This is a genomic window from Pseudomonas sp. R4-34-07 (genome assembly GCF_003852375.1).
Lineage (GTDB): Bacteria > Pseudomonadota > Gammaproteobacteria > Pseudomonadales > Pseudomonadaceae > Aquipseudomonas.
This window is the reverse complement of sequence record NZ_CP027760.1, coordinates 2,021,727-2,044,191: the sequence shown is the minus strand read 5'-3', so window position 1 is coordinate 2,044,191 and position 22,465 is coordinate 2,021,727. Positions and strand designations below refer to the sequence as shown.

Annotated in this window: 20 protein-coding genes; 12 read left to right on the top strand and 8 right to left on the bottom strand. The window is 60.0% G+C overall.

Features of this window, described 5'->3' with window-relative positions; translation table 11 throughout:
* Positions 1-7: 7 nt before the first annotated feature.
* From mgtA to C4J85_RS09405, 3 genes are all read right to left on the bottom strand, one after another.
* A complete protein-coding gene (gene mgtA, locus C4J85_RS09415; RefSeq protein WP_124409512.1) occupies positions 8-2,713 on the bottom strand; it encodes a magnesium-translocating P-type ATPase in 2,706 nt (901 codons plus the stop codon).
* 469 nt (positions 2,714-3,182) lie between these two features.
* Complete coding sequence (locus tag C4J85_RS09410; protein ID WP_124409511.1) at positions 3,183-3,527, bottom strand: FKBP-type peptidyl-prolyl cis-trans isomerase; 345 nt, start codon at positions 3,525-3,527, stop codon at positions 3,183-3,185.
* Between the two features lie 306 nt (positions 3,528-3,833).
* The gene (locus tag C4J85_RS09405; RefSeq protein WP_124406830.1) at positions 3,834-4,454 is read right to left on the bottom strand and encodes a hypothetical protein; all 621 of its coding nucleotides are present in this window, start codon (positions 4,452-4,454) and stop codon (positions 3,834-3,836) included.
* 214 nt (positions 4,455-4,668) lie between these two features.
* Between C4J85_RS09405 and C4J85_RS09400 the strand changes: the two genes are divergently transcribed.
* Both C4J85_RS09400 and C4J85_RS09395 read left to right on the top strand, forming a co-directional pair.
* A complete protein-coding gene (locus C4J85_RS09400) occupies positions 4,669-6,165 on the top strand; it encodes a helix-turn-helix transcriptional regulator (protein WP_124409510.1) in 1,497 nt (498 codons plus the stop codon).
* Positions 6,166-6,267: 102 nt separating this feature from the next.
* On the top strand, positions 6,268-6,540 hold the full coding sequence (locus C4J85_RS09395) for a DUF1652 domain-containing protein (RefSeq protein WP_124366563.1): 273 nt from the start codon (positions 6,268-6,270) through the stop codon (positions 6,538-6,540).
* Here the strand turns inward: C4J85_RS09395 and C4J85_RS09390 are convergent.
* The 3 genes from C4J85_RS09390 to C4J85_RS09380 form a co-directional block, all read right to left on the bottom strand.
* Positions 6,503-7,693, bottom strand: a complete 1,191-nt coding sequence (locus C4J85_RS09390; protein WP_124409509.1) for an MFS transporter — start codon at positions 7,691-7,693, stop codon at positions 6,503-6,505. The two genes, C4J85_RS09395 and C4J85_RS09390, sit on opposite strands and share 38 nt — an antisense overlap.
* Before the next feature lie 89 nt (positions 7,694-7,782).
* The gene (locus C4J85_RS09385; RefSeq protein ID WP_124370291.1) at positions 7,783-8,091 is read right to left on the bottom strand and encodes an RcnB family protein; all 309 of its coding nucleotides are present in this window, start codon (positions 8,089-8,091) and stop codon (positions 7,783-7,785) included.
* 240 nt (positions 8,092-8,331) lie between these two features.
* Positions 8,332-8,790, bottom strand: coding sequence for a transposase (locus C4J85_RS09380; protein ID WP_124368953.1), 459 nt, complete (start codon positions 8,788-8,790; stop codon positions 8,332-8,334).
* Between the two features lie 298 nt (positions 8,791-9,088).
* Here C4J85_RS09380 and C4J85_RS09375 point away from each other — a divergent pair, with 298 nt between their 5' ends.
* Positions 9,089-9,646 (top strand): helix-turn-helix domain-containing protein, encoded by a 558-nt coding sequence (locus C4J85_RS09375; RefSeq protein ID WP_124409508.1) that lies wholly within the window; start codon positions 9,089-9,091, stop codon positions 9,644-9,646.
* A gap of 11 nt (positions 9,647-9,657) precedes the next feature.
* Positions 9,658-11,004: a glutamine synthetase family protein gene (locus C4J85_RS09370; RefSeq protein WP_124409507.1), complete on the top strand. Its 1,347-nt coding sequence runs from the start codon at positions 9,658-9,660 to the stop codon at positions 11,002-11,004.
* Positions 11,005-11,162: 158 nt separating this feature from the next.
* Here C4J85_RS09370 and C4J85_RS09365 read toward each other — a convergent pair whose 3' ends face one another.
* Positions 11,163-12,053 carry a LysR family transcriptional regulator gene (locus tag C4J85_RS09365; protein ID WP_124366558.1) on the bottom strand — a complete coding sequence of 297 codons (891 nt, stop codon included), beginning with the start codon at positions 12,051-12,053 and terminating at the stop codon, positions 11,163-11,165.
* A gap of 129 nt (positions 12,054-12,182) precedes the next feature.
* Here C4J85_RS09365 and C4J85_RS09360 point away from each other — a divergent pair, with 129 nt between their 5' ends.
* The 6 genes from C4J85_RS09360 to C4J85_RS09335 all read left to right on the top strand — a co-directional run bounded on the left by C4J85_RS09360 (position 12,183) and on the right by C4J85_RS09335 (position 19,977).
* Complete coding sequence (locus tag C4J85_RS09360) at positions 12,183-13,829, top strand: GMC family oxidoreductase (RefSeq protein ID WP_124409506.1); 1,647 nt, start codon at positions 12,183-12,185, stop codon at positions 13,827-13,829.
* A gap of 65 nt (positions 13,830-13,894) precedes the next feature.
* Positions 13,895-15,517 (top strand): MFS transporter, encoded by a 1,623-nt coding sequence (locus C4J85_RS09355; RefSeq protein WP_124366556.1) that lies wholly within the window; start codon positions 13,895-13,897, stop codon positions 15,515-15,517.
* Between the two features lie 227 nt (positions 15,518-15,744).
* The gene (locus tag C4J85_RS09350; protein WP_124409505.1) at positions 15,745-17,694 is read left to right on the top strand and encodes a DNA topoisomerase III; all 1,950 of its coding nucleotides are present in this window, start codon (positions 15,745-15,747) and stop codon (positions 17,692-17,694) included.
* Positions 17,695-17,826: 132 nt separating this feature from the next.
* Positions 17,827-18,267, top strand: a complete 441-nt coding sequence (locus C4J85_RS09345) for a CBS domain-containing protein (RefSeq protein ID WP_124409504.1) — start codon at positions 17,827-17,829, stop codon at positions 18,265-18,267.
* 8 nt (positions 18,268-18,275) lie between these two features.
* Positions 18,276-19,118: an NAD-dependent protein deacetylase gene (locus C4J85_RS09340; protein WP_124409503.1), complete on the top strand. Its 843-nt coding sequence runs from the start codon at positions 18,276-18,278 to the stop codon at positions 19,116-19,118.
* Positions 19,119-19,647: 529 nt separating this feature from the next.
* Positions 19,648-19,977, top strand: coding sequence for a hypothetical protein (locus C4J85_RS09335; protein ID WP_124366552.1), 330 nt, complete (start codon positions 19,648-19,650; stop codon positions 19,975-19,977).
* Positions 19,978-20,036: 59 nt separating this feature from the next.
* Here C4J85_RS09335 and C4J85_RS09330 read toward each other — a convergent pair whose 3' ends face one another.
* Complete coding sequence (locus C4J85_RS09330; RefSeq protein WP_124366551.1) at positions 20,037-20,939, bottom strand: LysR family transcriptional regulator; 903 nt, start codon at positions 20,937-20,939, stop codon at positions 20,037-20,039.
* A gap of 132 nt (positions 20,940-21,071) precedes the next feature.
* Between C4J85_RS09330 and C4J85_RS09325 the strand changes: the two genes are divergently transcribed.
* Positions 21,072-21,770 carry a CoA transferase subunit A gene (locus C4J85_RS09325; RefSeq protein ID WP_124409502.1) on the top strand — a complete coding sequence of 233 codons (699 nt, stop codon included), beginning with the start codon at positions 21,072-21,074 and terminating at the stop codon, positions 21,768-21,770.
* 33 nt (positions 21,771-21,803) lie between these two features.
* Positions 21,804-22,463, top strand: a complete 660-nt coding sequence (locus tag C4J85_RS09320; RefSeq protein ID WP_124409501.1) for a CoA transferase subunit B — start codon at positions 21,804-21,806, stop codon at positions 22,461-22,463.
* Positions 22,464-22,465 lie beyond the last annotated feature (2 nt).

The window sequence follows — 22,465 nt, the reverse complement described above, 5'->3', positions numbered from 1 at the left end:
GCGGCAACTACTGCCAGCCAAACTTGCGGATGTAGTAGCCCTTCACCGCCTGGGTCAGCGCCATGTACGCCAGCAAAATCACTGGCAGGAACACGAAGTACAGCGACGGCAGCGCCTGCAGTTTGAAGTAATGCGCCAGTGGCCCCATCGGCAGGAAGATCCCGACCGCCATGATCACGCCCGTCATCACCATCAACGGCATCGCCGCACGGCTTTGCAGGAACGGGATTTTCGGGGTGCGGATCATGTGCACGATCAACGTCTGGGTGAGCAGCCCCACCACGAACCAGCCCGACTGGAACAGGGTCTGGTGGTCCGGGGTATTGGCATCGAACACGTACCACATGAGTGCGAACGTGGTGATGTCAAAGATCGAGCTGATCGGCCCGAAGAACAGCATGAAGCGGCCCACATCTCCCGGCTGCCAGCGTTGCGGCTTGGCGAGCATCTCCTCGTCGACGTTGTCGAACGGAATCGCGATCTGCGAGATGTCATACAGCAGGTTCTGCACCAGCAGGTGCATCGGCAGCATTGGCAGAAACGGGATAAACGCACTCGCCACCAGCACCGAAAACACGTTGCCGAAGTTGGAGCTGGCGGTCATCTTGATGTACTTGAGCATGTTGGCGAAGGTGCGCCGGCCTTCCAGCACGCCCTCCTCCAGGATCATCAGGCTCTTTTCCAGCAGGATGATGTCGGCGGCTTCCTTGGCGATGTCTACCGCGCTGTCCACCGAAATGCCGATATCGGCCGTACGCAGTGCCGGTGCATCGTTGATGCCGTCCCCCATGAACCCGACCACATGCCCGTTGGCCTTGAGCAGGCGCACGATGCGCTCCTTGTGGCTGGGCGTGAGCTTGGCGAACACATTGGTGGTTTCCACGGCCTGGGCCAGCTCGGCGTCGCTCATGTCCTCGATGTCGTTACCCATCAGCAGCCCTTGCTGCTCCAGGCCGACTTCACGGCAGATCTTTGCGGTGACCCGTTCGTTGTCGCCCGTCAGCACTTTGACCGCTACGCCATGGGCCTTCAGGGCCTTGAGCGCAGGCGCGGTGCTTTCCTTGGGTGGGTCGAGGAAGGCCACATAGCCGATCAGGGTCAGGTTGTTTTCATCCGCCAGGTTGTAGGTGTCGCGACCTGGCGCCATCGGTTGTGCGGCCACGGCCACCACCCGCAGGCCCTCGTCATTGAACGCTGCAGTCACTTGGCGAATGCGTGCCAACAGCTCGTCCGTCAATGCCTCGTTGACCTCGCCGTGGCGCACGGTGCTGCACACCGCCAAAATCTCCTCCACCGCGCCTTTGCAGATCAGCAGATGCGGCTGGTCCTGCTCCGCCACCACTACCGACATGCGACGCCGATTGAAGTCGAATGGAATCTCATCGACCTTCTGGAACGCGGTACCGACCTTTAAGTCACGATGGATTTCGACGTGCTCGAGCACGGCCACATCCAACAGGTTTTTCAAACCGGTCTGGTAGTAGCTGTTGAGGTAGGCCATTTCCAGTACATCCTCGGATTCCTGGCCCCACACATCCACATGGCGCGCCAGGAAAATCCTGTCCTGGGTCAGCGTGCCGGTCTTGTCGGTGCACAACACATCCATGGCGCCGAAATTCTGGATCGCGTCGAGGCGCTTGACGATGACCTTCTTGCGCGACAGGAACACCGCGCCCTTGGCCAACGTCGAGGTGACGATCATCGGCAGCATTTCCGGGGTAAGGCCCACGGCAATCGACAGCGCGAACAGCAAGGCTTCAGTCCAGTCACCCTTGGTGAACCCGTTGATGAACAACACCAGCGGGGCCATCACGAACATGAAACGGATCAACAGCCAGCTGACCTTGTTGACTCCCTGCTGGAACGAGGTGGTGGCACGGTCGGTCGCCGTGACGCGTTGCGCCAGGGCGCCGAAGTACGTGTGATTGCCGGTGGCGAGAATCACCGCCGTGGCGGCGCCGGACACCACGTTGGTGCCCATGAACAGGATGTTTTCCAAGTCCAGCGGGTTGCGAACCTGGGCATCCTGCTGCTGGACGAACTTCTCCACCGGCATCGATTCGCCGGTCATCGCCGCCTGGCTGACAAACAGGTCCTTGGCACTGAGCACGCGGCAATCAGCGGGAATCATGTCCCCGGCCGACAGCACGATCAGATCGCCCGGTACCAGTTGTTTGATCGGCAGCTCAAGACGCTTGGCCGCGTCCCGGCGCAACACTGTGGCCGTGTTGCTGACCATGGCCTTCAAGGCGTCGGCGGCCTTGTTCGATTTGGCCTCCTGCCAGAAACGCAACAGGGTCGACAGCACCACCATGGAGAAAATCACCAAAGCGGCCTTCATGTCGTCGGTCAGCCAGGAGATCACTGCCAGCAACGTCAGCAACAGGTTGAACGGGTTTTTATAGCAGTGCCACACGTGCACCCACCAAGGCAGCGGCTGCTCGTGCTCGACTTCATTGAGCCCGTATCGCCCGCGCAACGCGTCGGCCTCCTGGGTGTTCAAACCCTCGGCGTGGCTGCCCAGCATACCCAGCAGCTGCACGGCACTGCCGTTGGCTGCGGCCACCAGGGTTTGCGCAAGGCTAGGCGGTACTTCGCGGCTGACGCTGGCGTCGGTCACGGTCTCCAGCATCGTCAGGCGCCGAAAATGCCGGGCGATATGCCGGGTCCGCAGAAAACCGGCGAAGAACTCTTTGAGCAGCGTGAGGTTCATGGTGTTACTCCTGCGCGATGAAAAACCCTCGTGCAGGTACCGCCCATCCGCACCGCGCCTGCCGAACAGGCGCAGCCGAACCTGGCCCGCCCACCGTAAAAGGCAGGCGCGTCCGTAGCCTCCCGAGGCAACTCGGGTGCTGGTCAGCGTCGATGAGAGCGATCAGGCAGGCGCCAGGAATGGCTGCTGCCGAGATGCCGCTTCTCGCTTTTCTGGCGAGACAACGGCATCGAAAAAATGCGCGTTACCTTGCCAAGTATGTGCCGGTTACTGAAACCGGCCGACTACTGTCACTCGAACAAGTACCCACTGAGGGTCTCCGCTATTGATGAAAACGCGCGAAGCTTACGCCGCGATTTATGCAGAGTAAACCGTAGGAAAGTTTCCACATGGTGAATAAGAAATTTCTTCAGGATGGGTTCAGGAACGCGCTTACTGGAACCGTCCTCAACCTCCATGTTCAACCTCTTCAATCATCCCGCGTCAGCACTTCCAGCAATTCAATCTCGAAACGCAGGTCGCTGTTTGGCTTGATATGCGCCCCCATCGAGCGCTCGCCGTAGGCCAGGTGCGCCGGTACATACAACGTGCGTATACCGCCAACCTGCATGCCCATCAATCCCTGGTCCCAACCCTTGATCACGCGACCTGTACCAATCACGCACTGAAACGGTTTGCCCCGCTCCCAAGACGAATCGAACACCGTGCCGTCTTCCAGGGTGCCGGTGTATTGAGTGGTGATCAGCGCGCCCTTGACCACGGCTTTGCCGTCGCCCAGGCGGATGTCGGTGATCTGCAATTCGTCGTTGCTCATGGGGCTCTCATTGAAGGCGTGAAAGGCTGCGGTTTTCCCAGAACCGGGTGGGTTTGGCAAGTGTCATGACCACGCGATCCAATGTAGGAGGGGGTAAGCCCTAATGCCAGTCAGTTAAGCGTACACCACCGTCTGTAGGAGCGAGCTTGCTCGCGAAAAACTCACAGGCACCGCGTTTATTCAGGAAGCACGCGTTATCGTTGACGTTTTTCGCGAGCAAGCTCGCTCCTACAAAAAGCCTTAACTGACTGGCATTAGGGCAAGCCCCCTCCCACATTTTGATTCGCGTGCATCCAGCACCGGGCTCTATAACCAATGCCAGAACCGACTCCAAAACCCTCGCCCCAATTCATCCTTGCACCCGGCATACTGCCGCGCATACATCTGCGAACGGGCCTGCACTTTGCTCGCCACCGGCGGCAGCCAGGCTTTGCTGGCATAGGTGCGCTGGCGATAGCCACCCCAGCCTTCGTGGTAGTTCAGGTATTGGCCGTAGGCGTCGTACTTGTAGACGCCATTGATGGTGTAGGTCTTGTCCATGTACCAACCGATAAAGTCGATGGCGTCGTCGAAATCCTCGCGATCGGCGCCGCTGCGGCCGGTGCTTTTGCGGTAGTCATTCCACACTTCGTCCTTGGCCTGGGCATAGCCGGAAGCGGTGGAAACGCGCCCCCAGGGAATGATCCACAACAGGTATTTACGCGGGGTCTTGGCGTCGTAGCGAAAGCCCGACTCCTGATACATGATCGCGAATGGCACCTGGATCGGCACGCCCCAGCGTTTTTGCGTGACCTTGGCGGCGTCGTACCAGTCATCCTTTTCGCGAAAGATGCCGCAGATATCATTGGGCGTGCGTGGCGGCGAGGTGCCGCACGCCGCCAGCAGGGAAGTGAGTAGTAACAGTCCGACGGTTTTGCTTGCGCTCAAAGGGCACCCTTGCGTGAAACGCGTGAAATGCCGGCATTTTACGCACTCATACAGGCGGCGTCCTTACTGCAAACCATATCAAGCCAATGGCACGCGACGGGGCCCATATGCACTACCCCCCCTGGTCCATTCGCACTCCCACTCAGACAACTTCTCTGCACTATCCTGAACCGGGGATGTCGTAAAACCCATGCGTCCACACCTTGGAGAACCTATGACACAGGATGTTCTTGCCAAAGAAACCAACCGCCGCCAACTGCAGCAGATCATCTCCGGGTTGTCCGACGGCGTGATCCTGGCCGAGGTCGACCAGACCATTCTCTGGGCCAACGAAGCCGCATTGACCATGCACGGCGTCACTGACGTCATGGGGCTGGGCACCAATGGGCAGGAATACGCCGAGCGCTTCACCTTGCGTTATCGCAATTACCACCCGTTGCAGTTGGATAACTACCCCCTCGCCCGCGCGGCGGCGGGTGATGAGTTCAGCGACGTGATCGTGGAAGTCATTCCTACGGCCGATGAAGAAAAGACCTGGGTTCACCGCCTGCGCAGCCTGGTGATCACCGACTCGCACGGCGAGCCGGAACTGCTGGTGCTGATCCTCAGTGACGCCACCGAATGGGCGAGCGCCGAGCAGCGTTTCGAGAAAACCTTCAACGCCAACCCCGCGCCCGCCGTGATCTGCCGCCTCAGCGACCTGCGCTACATCAAGGTCAATCAGGGCTTCCTGGAGATGACCGGCTACAACCGCGACCAGGTCATCGGTAAATCCGTGTATGAACTGGACGTGCTCGAACAGGCCGAACGCAAGGACTTGGCCATCGAGCGGCTGGGGCAAGGCTCGACCATTCCACAGATGCAGGCAGAGCTGCGACTGCCCGAAGGCGGCAGCAAGCTGGTGATCGTCGCCGGCCAGCCCCTGGACATGAACGAAGAGGACTGCATGCTGTTTTCGTTCATGGACCTGGAGCCGCGACGCAAAGCGGAAATCGCCCTGCGCCAGAGTGAAGAACGCTTCGCCAAGTCCTTCCGCCTGACGCCCGTGCCAACCCTGGTGTGCAACGCCGCCAATCGCCAGGTGGTGGATATCAACGAAGCGTTCATGAGTATCACCGGCTATATCAGTGAAGAACTGATCGGCAAATCCATCGAAGACATCGACTTCATCGACAGCCCCCAGGCTGGCGCCCAGTTGTTCGCGACCCTGGAGAAAGCCGGAAACCTGGAAGGTCATGACCTCAAGGTGCGCAAGAAAGGCGATGAAGTGATCGACTGCGTGGTGTCGGCCGACACCGTGATCATCCAGGACATGCCGTGCTACCTGCTGGTATTCATGAACATCACCGAACGTAAACGCTCGGAGCTGGAACTGGTGGCGGCCATCGAGGAAGTCATGCAGGACACCTCCTGGTTCAGCCAGACCCTGATCGAAAAACTGGCCAATGCCAAAAGCGTCAACAGCCCTGACCTGCCCAACGTTTCCTTTACCGACCTCACCGCTCGTGAGCGCGACGTGCTGGGCTTGATCTGCGAGGGCCTGGCCGACAAGGAGATCGCCTCGCGCCTGAAGCTGGCACCCAACACCGTTCGCAACCATGTAGCGACGGTGTACTCCAAGCTGGGCGTGCACAGCCGCAGTACGGCCATCGTCTGGGCCCGCGAGCGCGGGCTGTTTGCTGGTGAAGTGCGGGTAAAAAACAAGCGCTGAGAGTGCAAATGCACTAGTGCAGCTAGTGCGAATTCGCCTTATTAGGCAGCAGGCTAATCAATAACCTTTAAGGCATCGTCTCTGTGCCTTGAAGGAACTTGCATGTTTACCCTCTCTCAACTGCGAAATTGCATCGAAGAAGGCTTGTCGCCGCTGACCTGCGAATTCACCCTGTGCCGGGATGCATCCTTGACCCTCAAGGTATTCGACGCTGAAACCGGACGGGTCGATCTGGTGGTCACCGGGATCAGCACCAATCGGCTGCAGACCCCGGAGGAAGTGGCGAAAATGGTGGATGAATTGCGCTATGAGCTGCAAAGCAACAACGTCGGCAAGCTCACGCTGGATGACTTGCCTTCAGCTTCGCCCCAATGAAATAGAACACCCCGCCGCCGACAATAAACATTCCGAGCATATAAAACATGTAATGCGCCGGCAGGCTGGCCAGCACCATCCCGCATAACACCGGCCCCAAAGCGGCGCCGAGATTGGACAGATTCTGCGCGCCGTAATACATGCCGCGCAGGGCGTCAGGCGCAATTCGGTCGATAAACATGTACTCGGCCGGGAACACGATGATTTCCCCCACGGTAAACACCGCCATCGCGACCACCCACCACACCACGCTGTTGGCCAACGCAAAGCCAATCAGCCCCAGCATGAACATGCCCAAACCCGCGATCAGCCACTGGCTTAGGTAACGGTGCGAGATGCGCCGGCCAATCAGGTACTGCAAGGCAATCACCAGCACGGCGTTGGTGGTGAGCACGGCGCTGATCACGGTGTAGGTATATTCGGCAGTGGTGGTAGTCACCAGGTATTGCGACAGGTAGGCCGTGAATTGGCCGAATACCACTGCACTGAGCAGGCCGCCGAGGGTGAAGCACACCAGGCGATGATCCTTGAGCAGCACACGGCCCACGGCGAGGAACGGCACCGGTTTTTGCGTGGCGTCGACGGAGGTCAATGTGCGGTCGCCCAAACGCCAGTACAGCAGGAAAAATCCCACGCCTAACAGCGCCGACAGTATAAACGGCAGGCTGATATCCAGCGTCGCCACCATCGCGCCAAAAAACGGCCCCACCGCGTAGCCGATATTGGTCAATGTATATTTGATCGAGAACACTTCGCTGCGCCCATCCTCGGGCAGCAAGCTGGCGAAGCCGGCCTTGATCGCAATATCGATGACCGCATAGGCCAGGTTGATCAGGATCAGGCAGCTATAGAACGCCCAGATATTCTGCGCCACAACCGTACCGATAAAGCCCAGTACAAACACCAGGCTCAAACCGAGCAGCAAACGGTAACTGTTGACGCGATCGACAAGGAACCCGCCATACACGCTGAGCAACGAGCCGACAATCAGCGAACTGCCGATCACCAGGCCGACCTGGCTGATGTCGAGGGCAAAGTGGCGGGTGAGGTAGATCACCAGGTACGGAAAGGTGATCGCCTTGGCCAACGTCAGCAGCAACGTGGCGGACAGCAACAGATTCACCGTGCGGGGGTAGTTTTTGGTGGCAAGCATCCTGCTCTCTTTTCTTTGAAGGTAACGCGACCATTGCGGTCGGTTACCTTAACGCAAGAAACGTGACACGAGCAGGTGGTGCGGCAGGATTATTTCTTGACCGGGGTGATCTCTAGGATGGTGCCGTTGGTGGTCTTGAGCAGCACATATTTATCGCCGACCCGCGCCCACTGGCTCTCTTCCTCGGGCTGCTTGAGGCCACGTTTTTTCCAGTCGCTGAGGGCCGACTCCTTGCGCATGAGGATATCCGGGGCGCGGTCACCTTCCTTCAAATCACGGGTATTGATGTTGGAAGGCTGCACGGTTTCCTGGGGCGTATCGCCGGCCTGCACCACAAAACTGGCGGTAGACAGGCCTGCCGCAACGAGAACACAGGCAACGAGGGATCTGGACTTCATGGGTGCTCCTTCAATTTTGAGTGCGTACCCAGGTTCCGACCGCAGGGGCGTGAAATCATTCAGGTGAAAACACTACCCGATCACCAATAACCCTTGTGGCGAGGGAGCTTGCTCCCGCTGGCTGCGCAGCAGCCCCAAACAGCCCGACCGAGATATACCTGAACGAACGTGGTGGATGGATTGGGGCCGCTTCGCGGCCCAGCGGGAGCAAGCTCCCTCGCCACACGCGGGAACTCAAACTCATAACCAGATTGCATCCCAGAGCGAGTAGTCGCCGATATGCTCGACCAGCCCCGCCCGCAAGGGATTGGCAATGATGTAACGCGCGATTTTTATAAGATCTTCCTCGGCTCGCGCCGCGCGATCATGGTATCCGCTCTGCCAAAAAGCACCCTTCGTACCCCTGGCTTGGTTGATGGTCAGCGTGCTGCGTGACTTCACTTGCTGCATCACTTGCGGCAACGTCGCATCACGCAGCTCAAACATCCAGTGAAGGTGATCCGGCATGATGACCCAGGCCAACGAAGCAAGCAGACCTGCATCGTGGGCTCGTTTGAGCTCTGCAACCAATAACCGCCCCAGAGCCATTTCAGCAAAAACCGGACGCCGCTGATAAACCACGGCCGTCACCAAGTACACGCGACCTGCTTCTGAATAACGACCTCGCCGTAGCAAATGAGAGTTGGGCCTTTGAAGCAATCCGTCGCTCCCTTTGATTGAATGACTCATTCAACCTAGCAGGCCCGAGAAGGGTCGCTCCGCGACTCAATTTCATTATGTTTCCCCACTCCCCGTGGCGAGGGAGCTTGCTCCCGCTGGGCTGCGCAGCAGCCCCAAAAAAGCCGGCCGGGACACACCTGAACAAATGCGGTGGCCGAATTAGGGCCGCTTCGCGGCCCAGCGGGAGCAAGCTCCCTCGCCACAATGATCCTCCATGGTCATTGCTTACGTGAAATTAATCCTGTAATTTTTCATGAAATTATTCGAATTAAATTTCATGATACCTCAAGATGAACTCGCCACCCTCGCCGCCCTGATCCACGACCTGCGCAAGCACAAGAAACTCACCCTGGCGCAATTGGCGCACAAGATCCAACGTTCGGTGGGTTTCCTGTCCCAAGTGGAACGTGGCCTGTCGCGCCCGACCGTGGCCGACCTGACCGCCATCAGCCACGCCCTCGATGTGCCTACCACTTACTTCTACAGCCTGCCCAAACCCAAGGCGGTGGACTGGGTCACGCGGCCCAACGAGCGGCGCACGCTGTATTACGCCAATGGCATCACCGACATCCTCGTCTCGCCGAGCATGAACGGCGCGTTTTCGATGCTCGACAGCCTGTTGGCACCCGGCGCCAACAGTGGTGAGCAGGCCATGAGCGACCGTGCCGAACAGGCCGGCTTTGTGCTGGAGGGTGAGTTGACGCTGTGGGTTGAAGGCGAGGCCGATGCGGTCACTCTTGGCCCTGGCGACAGCTTTCATCTGGCCAGTTTCGCCCACTGTCGCTACGCCAACCTGACCGACCTGCCCGCCCGCGTGCTGTGGGTTTACAACTAGGAGCTGCACCCGTGAAAAGCCCATCTGCAACCTTGCTGGCCGAAGTACGGACCTTCCGCCAGAACCACCCCGAGGTGCGCTACGTCGATCTGATCGCCCTGGACATTCCGGGGCATTTCTACGGCAAGCGCTACCCGGTGGAGATGCTCGAGAAAGTCGCCGCCGGCAGCCCGTTGAAGCTGCCGCAGAACGCCGTATTGCTGGGCGCCCAGGGCGGGTTGTTCAAGATCGGCGACTACTGCTTCAACGACGGTGACCCGGATGCCAATCGGCGCCTGGTGCCGGGTACGCTGAAGCCGGTGAGCTGGGAGTCGCAGCCGCTGGGGCAGATGCTGATCACTTCCGACGGCACCGAAGCGCCCATCGAATTCGAACCCCGCGAAGTGTTGACCAGGGTGCTGGAACGCCTGCACCACAAAGGCATTCACCCGGTGGTGGCGTTTGAACTGGAGTTCTATCTGTTCGACAAAAAGCTCGACAATGGTCTGCCGCAATTCCCCCGCGACCCGCTGAGCGACGATGTCGACGACCAGCCCAACTTGCATATCGAGCGGCTGTCGCGCTTCAGCGACGTGCTGGACGACATGGCACAAACCGCCAAGGCCCAGGGCATCGATATCACGGTGATCACCGCCGAAATCGGCCCGGGCCAATTCGAAATCAATTTTGGCCATTGCGATGACGGCCTGCGCGCCGCCGACTGGGCCGCCCTGTTCTGCCGTAGCACCCGCGGCGTGGCGCTCAAACACGGTTACCGCGCCAGCTTCATGGCCAAGCCTTACCTGCAGTTTCCCGGCAGCGGCATGCATGTGCATGTCAGCCTGTATGACGGCGGGGGCAACAACGTGCTGGCGGCGCACCAGCAGCAACCGCTGCGCCACGCCGTGGCCGGTTGCCTCGCGTTGCTGCCCCACTGCATGCCGATCTTCTCGCCCAACCACAACGCGTTCCGCCGCCTCGGCGGTACGGTCAACGCCGCTACCCGCGCCAGCTGGGGCTTCGAAGACCGTGATGCGTGCGTGCGCATCCCCAAGTCCGACCCACGCAACTTGCGGATCGAGCATCGCCTGGCCAGCGCCGACGCCAACCCATACCTGGTGTTGGCCGCGATCCTCGCCGGTTTGGAGCATGGCCTTGAAACCAGGCAGGAGCCCATCGCGCCGCTGAACGAAGACCGCAGCAGTGGCACCGATTTCCCCGTGGACATGCTCGACGCCGTGCGCGCCATGCAACATCAGTCGGTGGTGCGCGACAAGCTGGGCGCGGAATTCGTCGATGTGTATTGCGAGAACAAACGCCAGGATCATCTGGCGTTCCAGCAGGAGATTTCTGCGCGGGAATACCGCTGGTTTCTTTAAAAACCGCCACGCCCTGCGTGTGGAGATCCAAATGTGGGAGGGGGCTTGCTCCCGATAGCGGCGGGCCAGTCATAGAGAAAGTCAGCTTCGAATTTGCTGACTGATACACCGCCATCGGGAGCAAGCCCCCTCCCACAGTGTTGATTCGGTTTCGTCAGTCAGCCCTCACCCAGCAACAGTTTCTGCTCGCGCGCGCACAACTCCACCACGTAATCCCACAACACCCGCAACCGCACCGACTTGTGCAACTCCCGACGCGAGCTGATCCAATAGCTGCGCTGGATGCTCTCCCCCGGCAACAACGGCACCAGGTCCGCATCGCCTGCCGCCATGAAACAGGGTAATACCGCAATGCCCAAACCCGACCGCGCGGCCTGGTGTTGCGCAATCACGCTGGTGCTGTGGAAGACCACCTTGGGGTTGCGACAGAAACTGCTGAGGAATTTCAGTTCCTGGCTGAACAGCAGGTCGTCGACATAATCGATCCATGAATGGGCCGCGAGGTCTTCGCGTTTTTCAATCGGCGGATGACGCTCCAGATAAGCGCGGCTGGCATACAGCGCCAGGCGATAATCGGTGAGTTTGCGGGTGACCAACTGATCGACGCTGGGGCGTTCCAGGTGAATGCTGATTTCCGCTTCGCGGTTGAGGATGCTGACAAAGCGCGGCACCGCGAGCAATTCCACTTCCAAGCCGGGATAACGTTCAAACAGCCCAGCCATGCGACCGGCGAGGAACATCACCCCCAGGCCCTCCGCCACCCCGAGACGAATCTTGCCCAGGGGCGCTGCAGAATGGGTGAGTTCGTCTTCCGCCAGCAGCGCCACGTTTTCCATGGCTTCGGCGTGTTTGAGCAGGGCTTCGCCGGCCGGCGTCAGCTCATACCCCTGGGCGTGCTGCACAAACAGCGCGGTGCCGAGGCTTTTTTCGATGGCCTCGATATGCCGGGCCACCGTGGCGTGCGTGGTTTTCAAACGTTGCGCGGCGGTGAGCAAACGGCCGCTGCGCTGCAACTCGAGAAAAAACCGCAGGTCATTCCAGTCGAACATATCGCCTCCGTTGCGCACCCATGGGCAGCGCTGTTTAAAAACGCACAGCAGCTGGGCAAAAACTAACATTTTTAAGACGAAAACTAACAACTAGGATGGAGCCAATAAGAAAAACAAGCGAGCCCCCCAATGCCCATTGCACCTGCTGAATACGATTACGTGATCGTCGGCGCCGGCCCCGCCGGCTGCTTGCTGGCCAATCGGCTGTCCGCCAACCCGGCCCATCGCGTGCTGCTGCTGGAGGCCGGTGGTCGCGACAACTACCCCTGGATCCATATTCCGGTCGGTTACCTGTTCTGCATCGGCAACCCGCGCACCGACTGGTGCTTCAAGACCGAAGCCCAGGCAGGCCTGCAAGGTCGTGCCTTGAGTTACCCGCGCGGCAAGGTGCTGGGGGGCTGTTCGTCCATCAACGGCATGATCTACATGCGCGGCCAGGCCCAGGACTATGACGGCTGGGCGGCGCAAGGCAATCCGGGATGGGCCTGGAATGACGTCTTGCCGCTGTTCAAGCACAGCGAAAACCATTTTGCCGGCGCCTCGCCATTCCACAGCGACGGCGGCGAGTGGCGCGTCGAGCAGCAGCGTCTGTCGTGGCCGATCCTGGATGCATTTCGCGAGGCCGCAAAGCAAAGCGGCATCGCCAACATCAGCGATTTCAATCAGGGCGATAACGAAGGCTGCGGCTATTTCCAGGTCAATCAGAAGGCCGGGGTGCGCTGGAATGCGGCCAAGGCGTTTCTCAAACCGGTGCGCCAACGGCCTAACCTGACCGTGTTGACGGATGTTGAGGTCGATCGAGTGGTGCTGGAGAACGGCCGCGCTTCTCAGGTCGTCGGGCGCCAGCTCGGCCAGCCACTGAGCTGGAAAGCGCGCCGGGAAATCGTACTGTGCGCCGGCGCCGTCGGCTCGCCGGGCATCCTGCAACGCTCGGGTATCGGCCCCGCCCATGTGCTCAAGCCGTTGGGCATCGACGTGGTTCATGAACTACCGGGCGTGGGTGGCAACCTGCAGGACCACCTGCAACTGCGCCTGATCTACAAGCTGGAAAACGCCCGCACCCTGAACCAGATCGCCGGCACCCTCTGGGGCAAGATGGGCATGGGCCTGCGCTACCTGTACGACCGCAGCGGGCCGCTGTCGATGGCGCCCAGCCAGCTTGGCGCGTTTGCCCGCTCCGGGCCGGAGCAGACCTCGGCCAACCTTGAATACCATGTGCAGCCGCTGTCCCTGGAGCGTTTTGGCGAGCCGCTGCATGCGTTCCCCGCGTTTACCGCGTCGGTCTGCGACCTGCGCCCGCACAGTCGCGGGCGCATCGACATACGCTCGGCCAACCCGGCGGACGCACCGCTGATCCGGCCCAACTACCTCAGCCATCCCGAAGACCTGCGCGTAGCCGCCGACGCCATTCGCCTGACACGGCGGATCGTGGCTGCACCAGCCCTGAGCCAGTTCAAGCCGGTTGAGTATTTGCCCGGTGACGCCCTGCAAACCGAAGAACAGCTGCACGAAGCAGCGGCGCGTATCGGCACAACGATCTTCCATCCGGTGGGAACCTGCCGCATGGGCAATGACCAGGACGCCGTGGTCGACGCGCAGTTGCGCGTGCATGGCGTGCCGGGCCTGCGCATCGCCGATGCCTCGATCATGCCGCGCATTACCTCCGGCAACACCTGCTCACCGACGCTGATGATCGCCGAGAAGGCCGCGCAACTGATCCTTTCACCGAACACAAGGAGCCTCGCCCCGCAGAGAGAAACGGTTCACGCAATCTGAATAGCGGCGCCGCACCTGGCGCCGACAGTGGAACAACAATAAATAATCACTGTGAGGGCTACCCGATGTCAGAACATGCTCAACCCCTGGGCTCGGCGATACATGCGAGCACCCGTAACGACTCCAAGAAAGTCATTTTCGCCTCGTCTCTCGGGACGGTGTTCGAATGGTATGACTTCTTCCTCTACGGCGCCCTCGCGGCGGTGATCAGCAAGCAGTTCTTTGCCGGGGTCAACGACACCACGGCGTTCATCTTCGCATTGATGGCGTTCGCCGCAGGCTTCGTGGTGCGGCCCTTCGGCGCGCTGGTATTCGGCCGCCTGGGCGACATGATCGGGCGCAAATACACCTTCCTCGTCACGATCATCCTGATGGGCGTGGCAACCTTTTGCGTGGGGCTGCTGCCGACCTATGCCAGCATCGGCATCGCGGCGCCGATCATTCTGATCGTGCTGCGCATGCTGCAAGGCCTGGCTCTGGGCGGTGAATACGGTGGCGCCGCCACCTATGTCGCCGAACATGCGCCCCCCGGCAAACGGGGCTTGCACACCAGCTGGATTCAATCCACCGCCACCCTCGGCCTGTTGCTGTCGTTGCTGGTGGTGCTGGCCTGCCGTTATTTCACCGGCGACCAGTTCGAGGTGTGGGGCTGGCGTATTCCGTTCCTGTTTTCCATCGTGTTGCTGGGCATCTCCACCTGGATTCGCATGAGCCTGCACGAGTCGCCAGCGTTCCTGAAAATGAAAGAGGAAGGCAAGGCCAGCAAGGCGCCCATCCGCGAGTCGTTCGGTAAATGGGAAAACCTCAAGGTCGTATTGATCGCGCTGTTCAGCATCAACGGCGGGCAGGCGGTGACCTTTTATGCGGCGCAGTTTTATGTGCTGTTCTTCCTCACCCAGTTCCTGAAGATGGACCCGGCCTTGGCCAACATGCTGCTGATCATCAGTGTGGTGATCGGCGCGCCGTTCTTTATCCTGTTTGGCTGGCTGTCGGACAAGGTCGGGCGCAAACCGGTGCTGATGCTCGGCCTGCTGCTGGCGACCGTGCTGTATTTCCCGATCTTCAAGAGCCTGGCGCACTACACCAACCCGGCGATGGACCAGGCCAGTCACCAGGCACCGATTACCGTACTGGCCGACCCGGCCACCTGCACCTTCCAGTTCGACCCGGTGGGCAAGGCGCGCTTTGACAGCCCGTGCGACAAGGTCAAGACCTTCCTGGTCAAGCAAGGCCTGCCGTACAGCAGCGTCGCGGCGCCGGCCGGCGCGCCGGTGCAGGTCAGCGTCGGTGACGTGCGTATCGATGGCTTCGATGAAGCGGCACTGCGCGGCGCGGTGACCTTGGCCGGCTACCCAAGCTCGGCAGACATGGCCCAGGTCAACAAGGTCATGGTGGTGGTGCTGATCGTGGCACTGATCCTGATCGCCGCCATGTGCTACGGCCCTCTGGCGGCGCTGATGGTGGAGCTGTTCCCGACACGCATCCGCTACACCTCGATGTCGCTGCCCTACCATATCGGTAACGGCTGGTTTGGCGGGTTCCTGCCAACCGTGTCGTTTGCCTTGGTGGTGTACACCGGGGACATTTTCTACGGCTTGTGGTACCCGGTGGTGGTGACCGGCGTCAGCCTGGTGGTCGGCTTGTTCTGCCTCAAGGAAACCCGGCATGTGGATATCGATAACAACTGAGTTTGTCTGAACACCGCAGAGCCCCTGTGGGAGGGGGCTTGCCCCCGATAGCGATATATCAGTCAATATCTCCATTGGCTGACACACCGCTATCGGGAGCAAGCCCCCTCCCACAGTTTGTTTTGCGCGGCCAACACAATTTGCTGTACATCCATACAGATAATAGTTGCTCAAATCTCTCTGACTAAGCATCCTGCCAAGCATCAACCCGATCTGATGTGATGACCATGCAGCTGTACCTCTGTGAAAAACCCTCCCAGGCCAAGGACATCGCGGCCGTGCTCGGCGCCAGCCGCCGGGGCGATGGATGCTGGCTGGGCAGCGGGGTCACAGTCACCTGGTGCATCGGCCACCTGTTGGAAACCGCCCCGCCTGACGCCTATGACGCCAAATACAAACGCTGGGTGCTCGCCGACCTGCCGATCGTCCCGCAAACCTGGAAAATGCAGGTCAAGCCCAAGACCGCCAGCCAGTTCAAGGTGGTCAAGCGCTTGCTGGGGGAAGCCCGGGAACTGGTGATCGCAACCGACGCCGACCGTGAGGGTGAAATGATCGCCCGAGAACTGGTGGAGCATTGCCGTTATCGCGGGCCGATCCAGCGGTTGTGGTTGTCGGCACTGGACGAGGCCTCCATCCGCAAGGCCCTGGCCGCCCTCAAGCCCGGTGCGCAAACCTTCAGCCTGTATCACTCGGCCCTGGGCCGCTCCCGCGCCGACTGGCTGATCGGCATGAACATGAGCCGCTTGTTTACCCTGCTTGGGCGACAATCCGGCTATCAGGGCGTATTGCCGGTGGGCCGGGTGCAAACCCCCACCTTGCGCCTGGTGGTCGACCGTGACCGCAGCATCGCCGATTTCATACCCGTGGCGTATTGGGCCATCGACGTGGACCTGCTCCACGAGCGCATGACCTTCACTGCCCAATGGCGCGCCGTCGACGATGCCTGCGATGACCAGGGCCGTTGCCTCAATCCGCAACTGGCCCGGGACGCCGCTGACGCCATGTCCCGCGCTGCCAGTGCGCGATTGGTTAAGCTGCGCACCGAGCGCATACGCGAGGTCGCGCCCCTGCCCTTCGACCTCGGCACCCTGCAGGAAATCTGCTCCAAGAAGCTCAGCCTCGGCGCTCAGGAAACCCTGGATATCGCCCAATCCCTCTACGAAACCCACAAGGTCATCACCTACCCGCGCAGCGATTGCGGCTATCTGCCGTTGAGCCAGCACAGCGAAGCGCCGAAGATCCTCGCCGCTCTCGGCCGCGCGGACGCAGCCGTGGCCGAGCTGATGGCCTACATGGACCCCAATCGTCGCTCACGCGCCTGGAACGATGCCAAGGTCAGTGCCCACCACGGCATTATTCCGACAGGGGCCGGCAAGGACGTTGGGCAACTCACCGGAAAGCACCGTGCGGTCTACACGCTGATACGCGCGCGATACCTGGCGCAATTCCTGCCCGACCATGAATACGACCGTACCCAGGCGGATTTCGATTGTGCCGGCCAGGCGTTGCGCGCGGTGGGCAAAGTTGTCATCGAACCGGGCTGGAAACGCGCGCTGCCCGAAGCCCTTGCTCCCGCCAAAGGCAGGGAAACGCCTGCGCCTCAAGCCTTGCCAATGCTGGTGCAAGGCCAGGACTGTGCCGTGGCCAAGGTCAATCTCAAGGACCTGTGGACCCAACCGCCCAAGCCCTTTACCGAAGGCGACCTGATCAAAGCGATGAAAAACGTCGCCAAGCTGGTCGAAGACCCGCTGCTCAAGCAGAAGCTCAAGGACACCACTGGCATTGGCACCGAAGCCACCCGCGCCGGGATCATCCAGGGCCTGCTGGACCGAGGTTACCTGGTGAAGAACGGCAAGGCGCTGTCGGCCACCGCAGCGGCTTTCAGCCTGATTGACGCGGTGCCTCGCGCCATCGCTGATCCCGGCACCACCGCCATCTGGGAGCAGGCGCTGGATATGGTGCAAAGCGGCGAAATGAGCCTGGAGGAGTTTGTCGCCAAACAAGCGGCGTGGATGAGCAAACAGGTGGCTCGCTGTCATGGCATGCGCATGACCATCACCGGTCCCGCCAGCCCGGCAGGCAAAGGCGCCACACCGTGGAAAAACAAGCGCAAGAGCGCGCCACGCAAGACGACGGCCAACCCCAAACGGGCGAAAAAGCCGGTAAAAGCCGGATAAAACGCAAAAAAAACCGGCGAATGACGCTTTTCGACGGGTTTAACGCCGCTTTGGACCTTGCTGCAACGTGGCCCGTCTAGGATTCTGTAGGGGCAATCGCTGACTACTAACAACAACACCGGAGTGGCCGCCATGAAAACCGTCGCAGAATTACTCAAAGCCAAGGACCAGAAGAACCAGGACGTCCACACTATCCAGTGGGACCACACCGTATTCGAGGCGCTGGTGCGGATGTCCGAGAAAAACGTCGGGGCGTTGCCGGTGGTCAAGGATGGCGCCGTGGTCGGGATCATCAGCGAGCGCGATTACGCACGTAAACTTATCCTCAAGGGTCTGTCGTCGGTGACCACCCGGGTGGATGATGTGATGAGTTCGCCGGTCATCACCGTAGATACCCACAAAACGGTTGAAGCGTGCATGAACATCATGACCGACAGTCACCTACGCCACCTGCCCGTGGTGGAAGACGGCAAACTGCTGGGGCTTTTGTCCATCGGTGACCTGGTCAAAGAGGCCATCGCCGAACAGGCTGACCTGATCAAACAATTGGAGCAGTACATCCGCGGCGAATAGGAGACTTCATGCTCGACACGCTGGAACATCAAGAGGACCACCTCGACACCTTGCATCGGGCGATGGCCGAAAAACGCTTCCTGGTGCTGACCGGTGCGGGGATCAGCACCTCGTCGGGCATCCCCGACTACCGTGACAGCGAAGGGGTGCGCCGGGGCAAGGCGCCGATGATGTACCAGGAGTTCCTCGCCACCGCGCAAGCACGACGCCGTTATTGGGCCAGGGCAATGCTGGGTTGGCCACGGGTGCGCCTGGCCCGGCCGAACAAGGCCCATCAGGCGCTGGCGACCTTGCAGCAACGTCAGGTCATCAGCGGCCTGATCACGCAAAACGTCGACACGCTGCACGATCAGGCCGGCAGCCATGATGTGATCGAATTACATGGCAGTTTGCATCGCGTGCTGTGCCTGGATTGCCAGCAGCGCAGCGAGCGCGATGTGGTGCAGCGGCAGATGGAAATCGACAACCCACACTTTGCGCACGTCCATGCGGTGCAAGCGCCTGACGGTGACACCTTGCTCGACCCTACGCTTGAGGAGCACTTCCAGGTGCCACGCTGCCCCCATTGCGAAGGCCAACGGCTGAAGCCGGACGTGGTGTTTTTTGGCGAAAACGTGGCTCCCGCTACAGCCGCCAGGGCGATGGCTGCCGTGCACGATGCCGAGGGGCTGCTGGTCGTGGGGTCATCGCTGATGGCTTACTCGGCGTTTCGCCTGTGCAAGGCGGCAGTGGAACAGGGTAAGCCGGTGATTGCGATCAACCTGGGCAAGACCCGTGGGGATGAGCTGCTGCAGGTGAAAATCGAAGCGTCGTGCGAGCAATTACTGCCCTTGCTGGCCGAACGACTGTAGGAGCGAGCTTGCTCGCGAAAAACTTACAGTCGCAATGTGCACCCAGGAAACACTAGTTACTCCTGAGACCGGCCGCCCCAAAAAATGACGCCCAAGTCACGTTTCCCCGCATCTTCCCGCCCCCACAGCGATTTATGTAGTGCCTGAAAATAATCACTACATAATCGTTGACGTAAGCTTTTTGTCCTTGCATTATCGAGACGTCTCCCGGATCGGGAGCGTTGGTAACACGCGTTTTGAACAGGCTCGTCTGACCGCCGAGCTGTTTTTCCGGATGTGCACTGCCCACAAGGCAGATTGATGAAGCTGACCGGCCCCGAAGGGGCTCGGTACAAGGAGCTAAGGCGCTGCTTGTCTTCGTTACGAAAGCGTTGCGTAGCGGTTCATCAGCAAAACTACATGCATCAGGTTCAAGACCCTGCCCGTATTCGGCAGACCGTCACCGACGCCCGGTTTTCGTAACCGGAGACAACTAAGCAAGTATTAACGAACCAACTGATAGATCGCCAACTGGTCAAGGGGCTTACACATGAATCTGAACAACCAACCAACTATCGATGAATTGGCTGAGATGTTCGCAGCGCAGAAAGACACACTCGACGACCATATCCTGTGGATTCGCAAGTCGGGCGAAGTTCAACTTGACTGCCTGGCGCCCCACACCGAAGAAGCCGAGTTCGACCGCAATCACCGCGAACTGGCGGCGCGCCTGAAGATGTACCGTCGTGGCCAGGGTTATGTCGGCAAGAAAGCCGCAGCCGATCGCAACTTTATCGAGCAGGTGTTCGACACACTTAACAATGCCTGGGCCTCTTTCAAAGACAGCTCGCAAGTTAAAGTGATCGACCGTTACTACTAGGTAGTACTTGATCTATTGTGGGAGCTGGCTTGCCAGCTCCCACTTTTGTTGTGTGAACTTCAGAACGTCGGAAACCGTCCCTTCCTCGCTTCATCCTGAAAGATATCAAACAACACCTGCGCCGCCGCCGACAGTTCATGCCCTGGTTTGGTCAGTACCCCAATGGGCCGCTCGATCACCGGGCCGGTCAAGGTGATGCAATGGGCGCCCGCCTCCTCCATCTGCCGCGCGCACAATGCGGGCACAGCGCTGACACCCAAGCCGCTGGCAACCATCTTGCCCACTGTGGCCAGTTGATGACTTTCCAGCGCGACCGGCAGTTTCATCTGCAAGGCACCCAGGTGCTCTTCGAGCATAACCCGCACGGTCGATGGGCGCTGGAGGGTAATGAAGGGTTGTTCCAACAGGCTTTTCCAGTCGATCTCGTTCAACTGCGCCAAAGGCGAATCTCCCGGTACCACGGCAATAAAACGGTCCAGGTACAGCGGTGTGAATGCCAATGACGAACCGTCGGACGGTTCGAACGCTACGCCCAATTCCACTTGGCGGTCGCGAACCATCTCCAGCACCTGCTCGTTGATCAGGTCATGCACCGTCACGTTCACCTGCGGGTAACGGGCGCGGAATATCTTCAGGATCGGCGGCAGCAGGTTACCGGCAAATGACGGCATTGCCGCCACCGTCACGCGCCCACGTTGCAAGGTGAAGCGTTGACGCAGTTCGTCCTCCGCGTTGTCCCAGTCGGCAATCAAGCGGCGAGCCAGCGGTAGCAGCGATTCGCCCTCAGGCGTGAGCGCCACATTACGCGTATTGCGACTGAACAAGCGTCCACCCAGCCCTTCCTCGAGGCCTTTGATAGTCAGGCTCAGCGCCGACTGGGACAGGTGCAGGCGCTCACAGGCAGCGGCAAAACTCAGGCTCTGGGCCACGGCCAGGAAGGCACGCATCTGTTTAACGGTCATGACACAACTCCGCACAGTGGTTCGACTATGCTGTTTTCTAAATCAATCAACCTAAAAAAACAACTTAACAAATCAATCCGTCGGCGCAACACTCGGTCCATTGGCTGGCCCACTAATAATAACGAGGTGCATATGGCAGGTTTCGATAAGCGCGTGGCGTCCTATGAAGAGGCGCTGGCAGGCCTGGAAGATGGCATGACCGTACTCTCCGGCGGTTTTGGCCTGTGTGGCATTCCGGAAAACCTCATCGCCGAGATCAAGCGCAAAGGCACCCGTGATCTGACCGTGGTTTCCAACAACTGCGGCGTCGACGGTTTCGGCCTGGGCATCCTGCTGGAAGAAAAGCAGATCAGCAAAGTGATCGCCTCCTACGTCGGTGAAAACGCCCTGTTCGAGAAGCAACTGCTCAGCGGTGAAATAGAAGTAGTGCTGACCCCCCAAGGCACCCTGGCGGAAAAAATGCGTGCAGGCGGTGCTGGCATCCCGGCCTTCTTCACCGCCACCGGCGTCGGCACCCCGGTTGCCGAAGGCAAGGAAACCCGCGAATTCAAGGGCCGCCCCTATCTGATGGAAGAGTCCATCACCGGCGACTTCGCCATCGTCAAAGGCTGGAAAGCCGACCACTTCGGCAATGTCATCTATCGGCACACCGCCCAGAACTTCAACCCACTGGCCGCCACCGCCGGCAAGATCACCGTGGTCGAGGTCGAGGAAATCGTTGCACCGGGCGAGCTGGACCCCGCGCAGATCCACACCCCTGGCATCTACGTCGACCGGATTATCTGCGGCACCTTCGAGAAGCGCATCGAACAGCGCACCGTGCGCAAGTAATCCGCCCCGGCCCGAACAATAAGGACTCATGACATGGCTCTTACCCGCGAACAAATGGCTCAACGCGTCGCCCGCGAAATGCAGGACGGTTTCTACGTCAACCTCGGCATCGGCATTCCAACCCTGGTGGCCAACTACATTCCCGGAGGCATGGAAGTGATGCTGCAGTCGGAAAATGGCCTGCTCGGCATGGGCCCGTTTCCGACCGAAGAAACCATTGATGCCGACATGATCAACGCCGGCAAACAAACCGTCACCGCACGCATCGGCGCCTCGATTTTCTCCTCCGCCGAGTCCTTCGCGATGATTCGCGGCGGCCACGTGGACCTCACCGTACTCGGCGCGTTCGAAGTCGACGTACAGGGCAACATCGCCTCGTGGATGATCCCCGGCAAGCTGGTCAAGGGCATGGGTGGCGCGATGGACCTGGTGGCCGGTGCGGAAAATATCATCGTGATCATGACCCATGCGTCCAAGGACGGTGAGTCGAAACTGCTCAGCCAGTGCAGCCTGCCGCTGACCGGCGCCAACTGCATCAAGCGTGTGCTCACGGACCTGGCCTACCTGGAAATCGAAAATGGCGCTTTTGTCCTCAAGGAACGCGCACCTGGCGTCAGCGTTGAAGAGATTGTGAGCAAGACCGCCGGTAAACTGATCGTCCCGGACCATGTTCCAGAAATGCATTTCCAGTGAGG

What these genes read in the sequence shown, in the direction of transcription:
- C4J85_RS09355 (WP_124366556.1), top strand. Translation starts at nt 13,895, where the DNA reads ATGTCAGAACATGCTCAACCCCTGGGCTCGGCGATACATGCGAGCACC.
- C4J85_RS09320 (WP_124409501.1), top strand. Translation starts at nt 21,804, where the DNA reads ATGGCTCTTACCCGCGAACAAATGGCTCAACGCGTCGCCCGCGAAATG.
- C4J85_RS09410 (WP_124409511.1), bottom strand. Translation starts at nt 3,527, where the DNA reads ATGAGCAACGACGAATTGCAGATCACCGACATCCGCCTGGGCGACGGC.
- mgtA (WP_124409512.1), bottom strand. Translation starts at nt 2,713, where the DNA reads ATGAACCTCACGCTGCTCAAAGAGTTCTTCGCCGGTTTTCTGCGGACC.
- C4J85_RS09345 (WP_124409504.1), top strand. Translation starts at nt 17,827, where the DNA reads ATGAAAACCGTCGCAGAATTACTCAAAGCCAAGGACCAGAAGAACCAG.
- C4J85_RS09400 (WP_124409510.1), top strand. Translation starts at nt 4,669, where the DNA reads ATGACACAGGATGTTCTTGCCAAAGAAACCAACCGCCGCCAACTGCAG.
- C4J85_RS09375 (WP_124409508.1), top strand. Translation starts at nt 9,089, where the DNA reads ATGATACCTCAAGATGAACTCGCCACCCTCGCCGCCCTGATCCACGAC.
- C4J85_RS09340 (WP_124409503.1), top strand. Translation starts at nt 18,276, where the DNA reads ATGCTCGACACGCTGGAACATCAAGAGGACCACCTCGACACCTTGCAT.
- C4J85_RS09325 (WP_124409502.1), top strand. Translation starts at nt 21,072, where the DNA reads ATGGCAGGTTTCGATAAGCGCGTGGCGTCCTATGAAGAGGCGCTGGCA.
- C4J85_RS09365 (WP_124366558.1), bottom strand. Translation starts at nt 12,053, where the DNA reads ATGTTCGACTGGAATGACCTGCGGTTTTTTCTCGAGTTGCAGCGCAGC.
- C4J85_RS09360 (WP_124409506.1), top strand. Translation starts at nt 12,183, where the DNA reads ATGCCCATTGCACCTGCTGAATACGATTACGTGATCGTCGGCGCCGGC.
- C4J85_RS09385 (WP_124370291.1), bottom strand. Translation starts at nt 8,091, where the DNA reads ATGAAGTCCAGATCCCTCGTTGCCTGTGTTCTCGTTGCGGCAGGCCTG.
- C4J85_RS09390 (WP_124409509.1), bottom strand. Translation starts at nt 7,693, where the DNA reads ATGCTTGCCACCAAAAACTACCCCCGCACGGTGAATCTGTTGCTGTCC.
- C4J85_RS09350 (WP_124409505.1), top strand. Translation starts at nt 15,745, where the DNA reads ATGCAGCTGTACCTCTGTGAAAAACCCTCCCAGGCCAAGGACATCGCG.
- C4J85_RS09335 (WP_124366552.1), top strand. Translation starts at nt 19,648, where the DNA reads ATGAATCTGAACAACCAACCAACTATCGATGAATTGGCTGAGATGTTC.
- C4J85_RS09395 (WP_124366563.1), top strand. Translation starts at nt 6,268, where the DNA reads ATGTTTACCCTCTCTCAACTGCGAAATTGCATCGAAGAAGGCTTGTCG.
- C4J85_RS09330 (WP_124366551.1), bottom strand. Translation starts at nt 20,939, where the DNA reads ATGACCGTTAAACAGATGCGTGCCTTCCTGGCCGTGGCCCAGAGCCTG.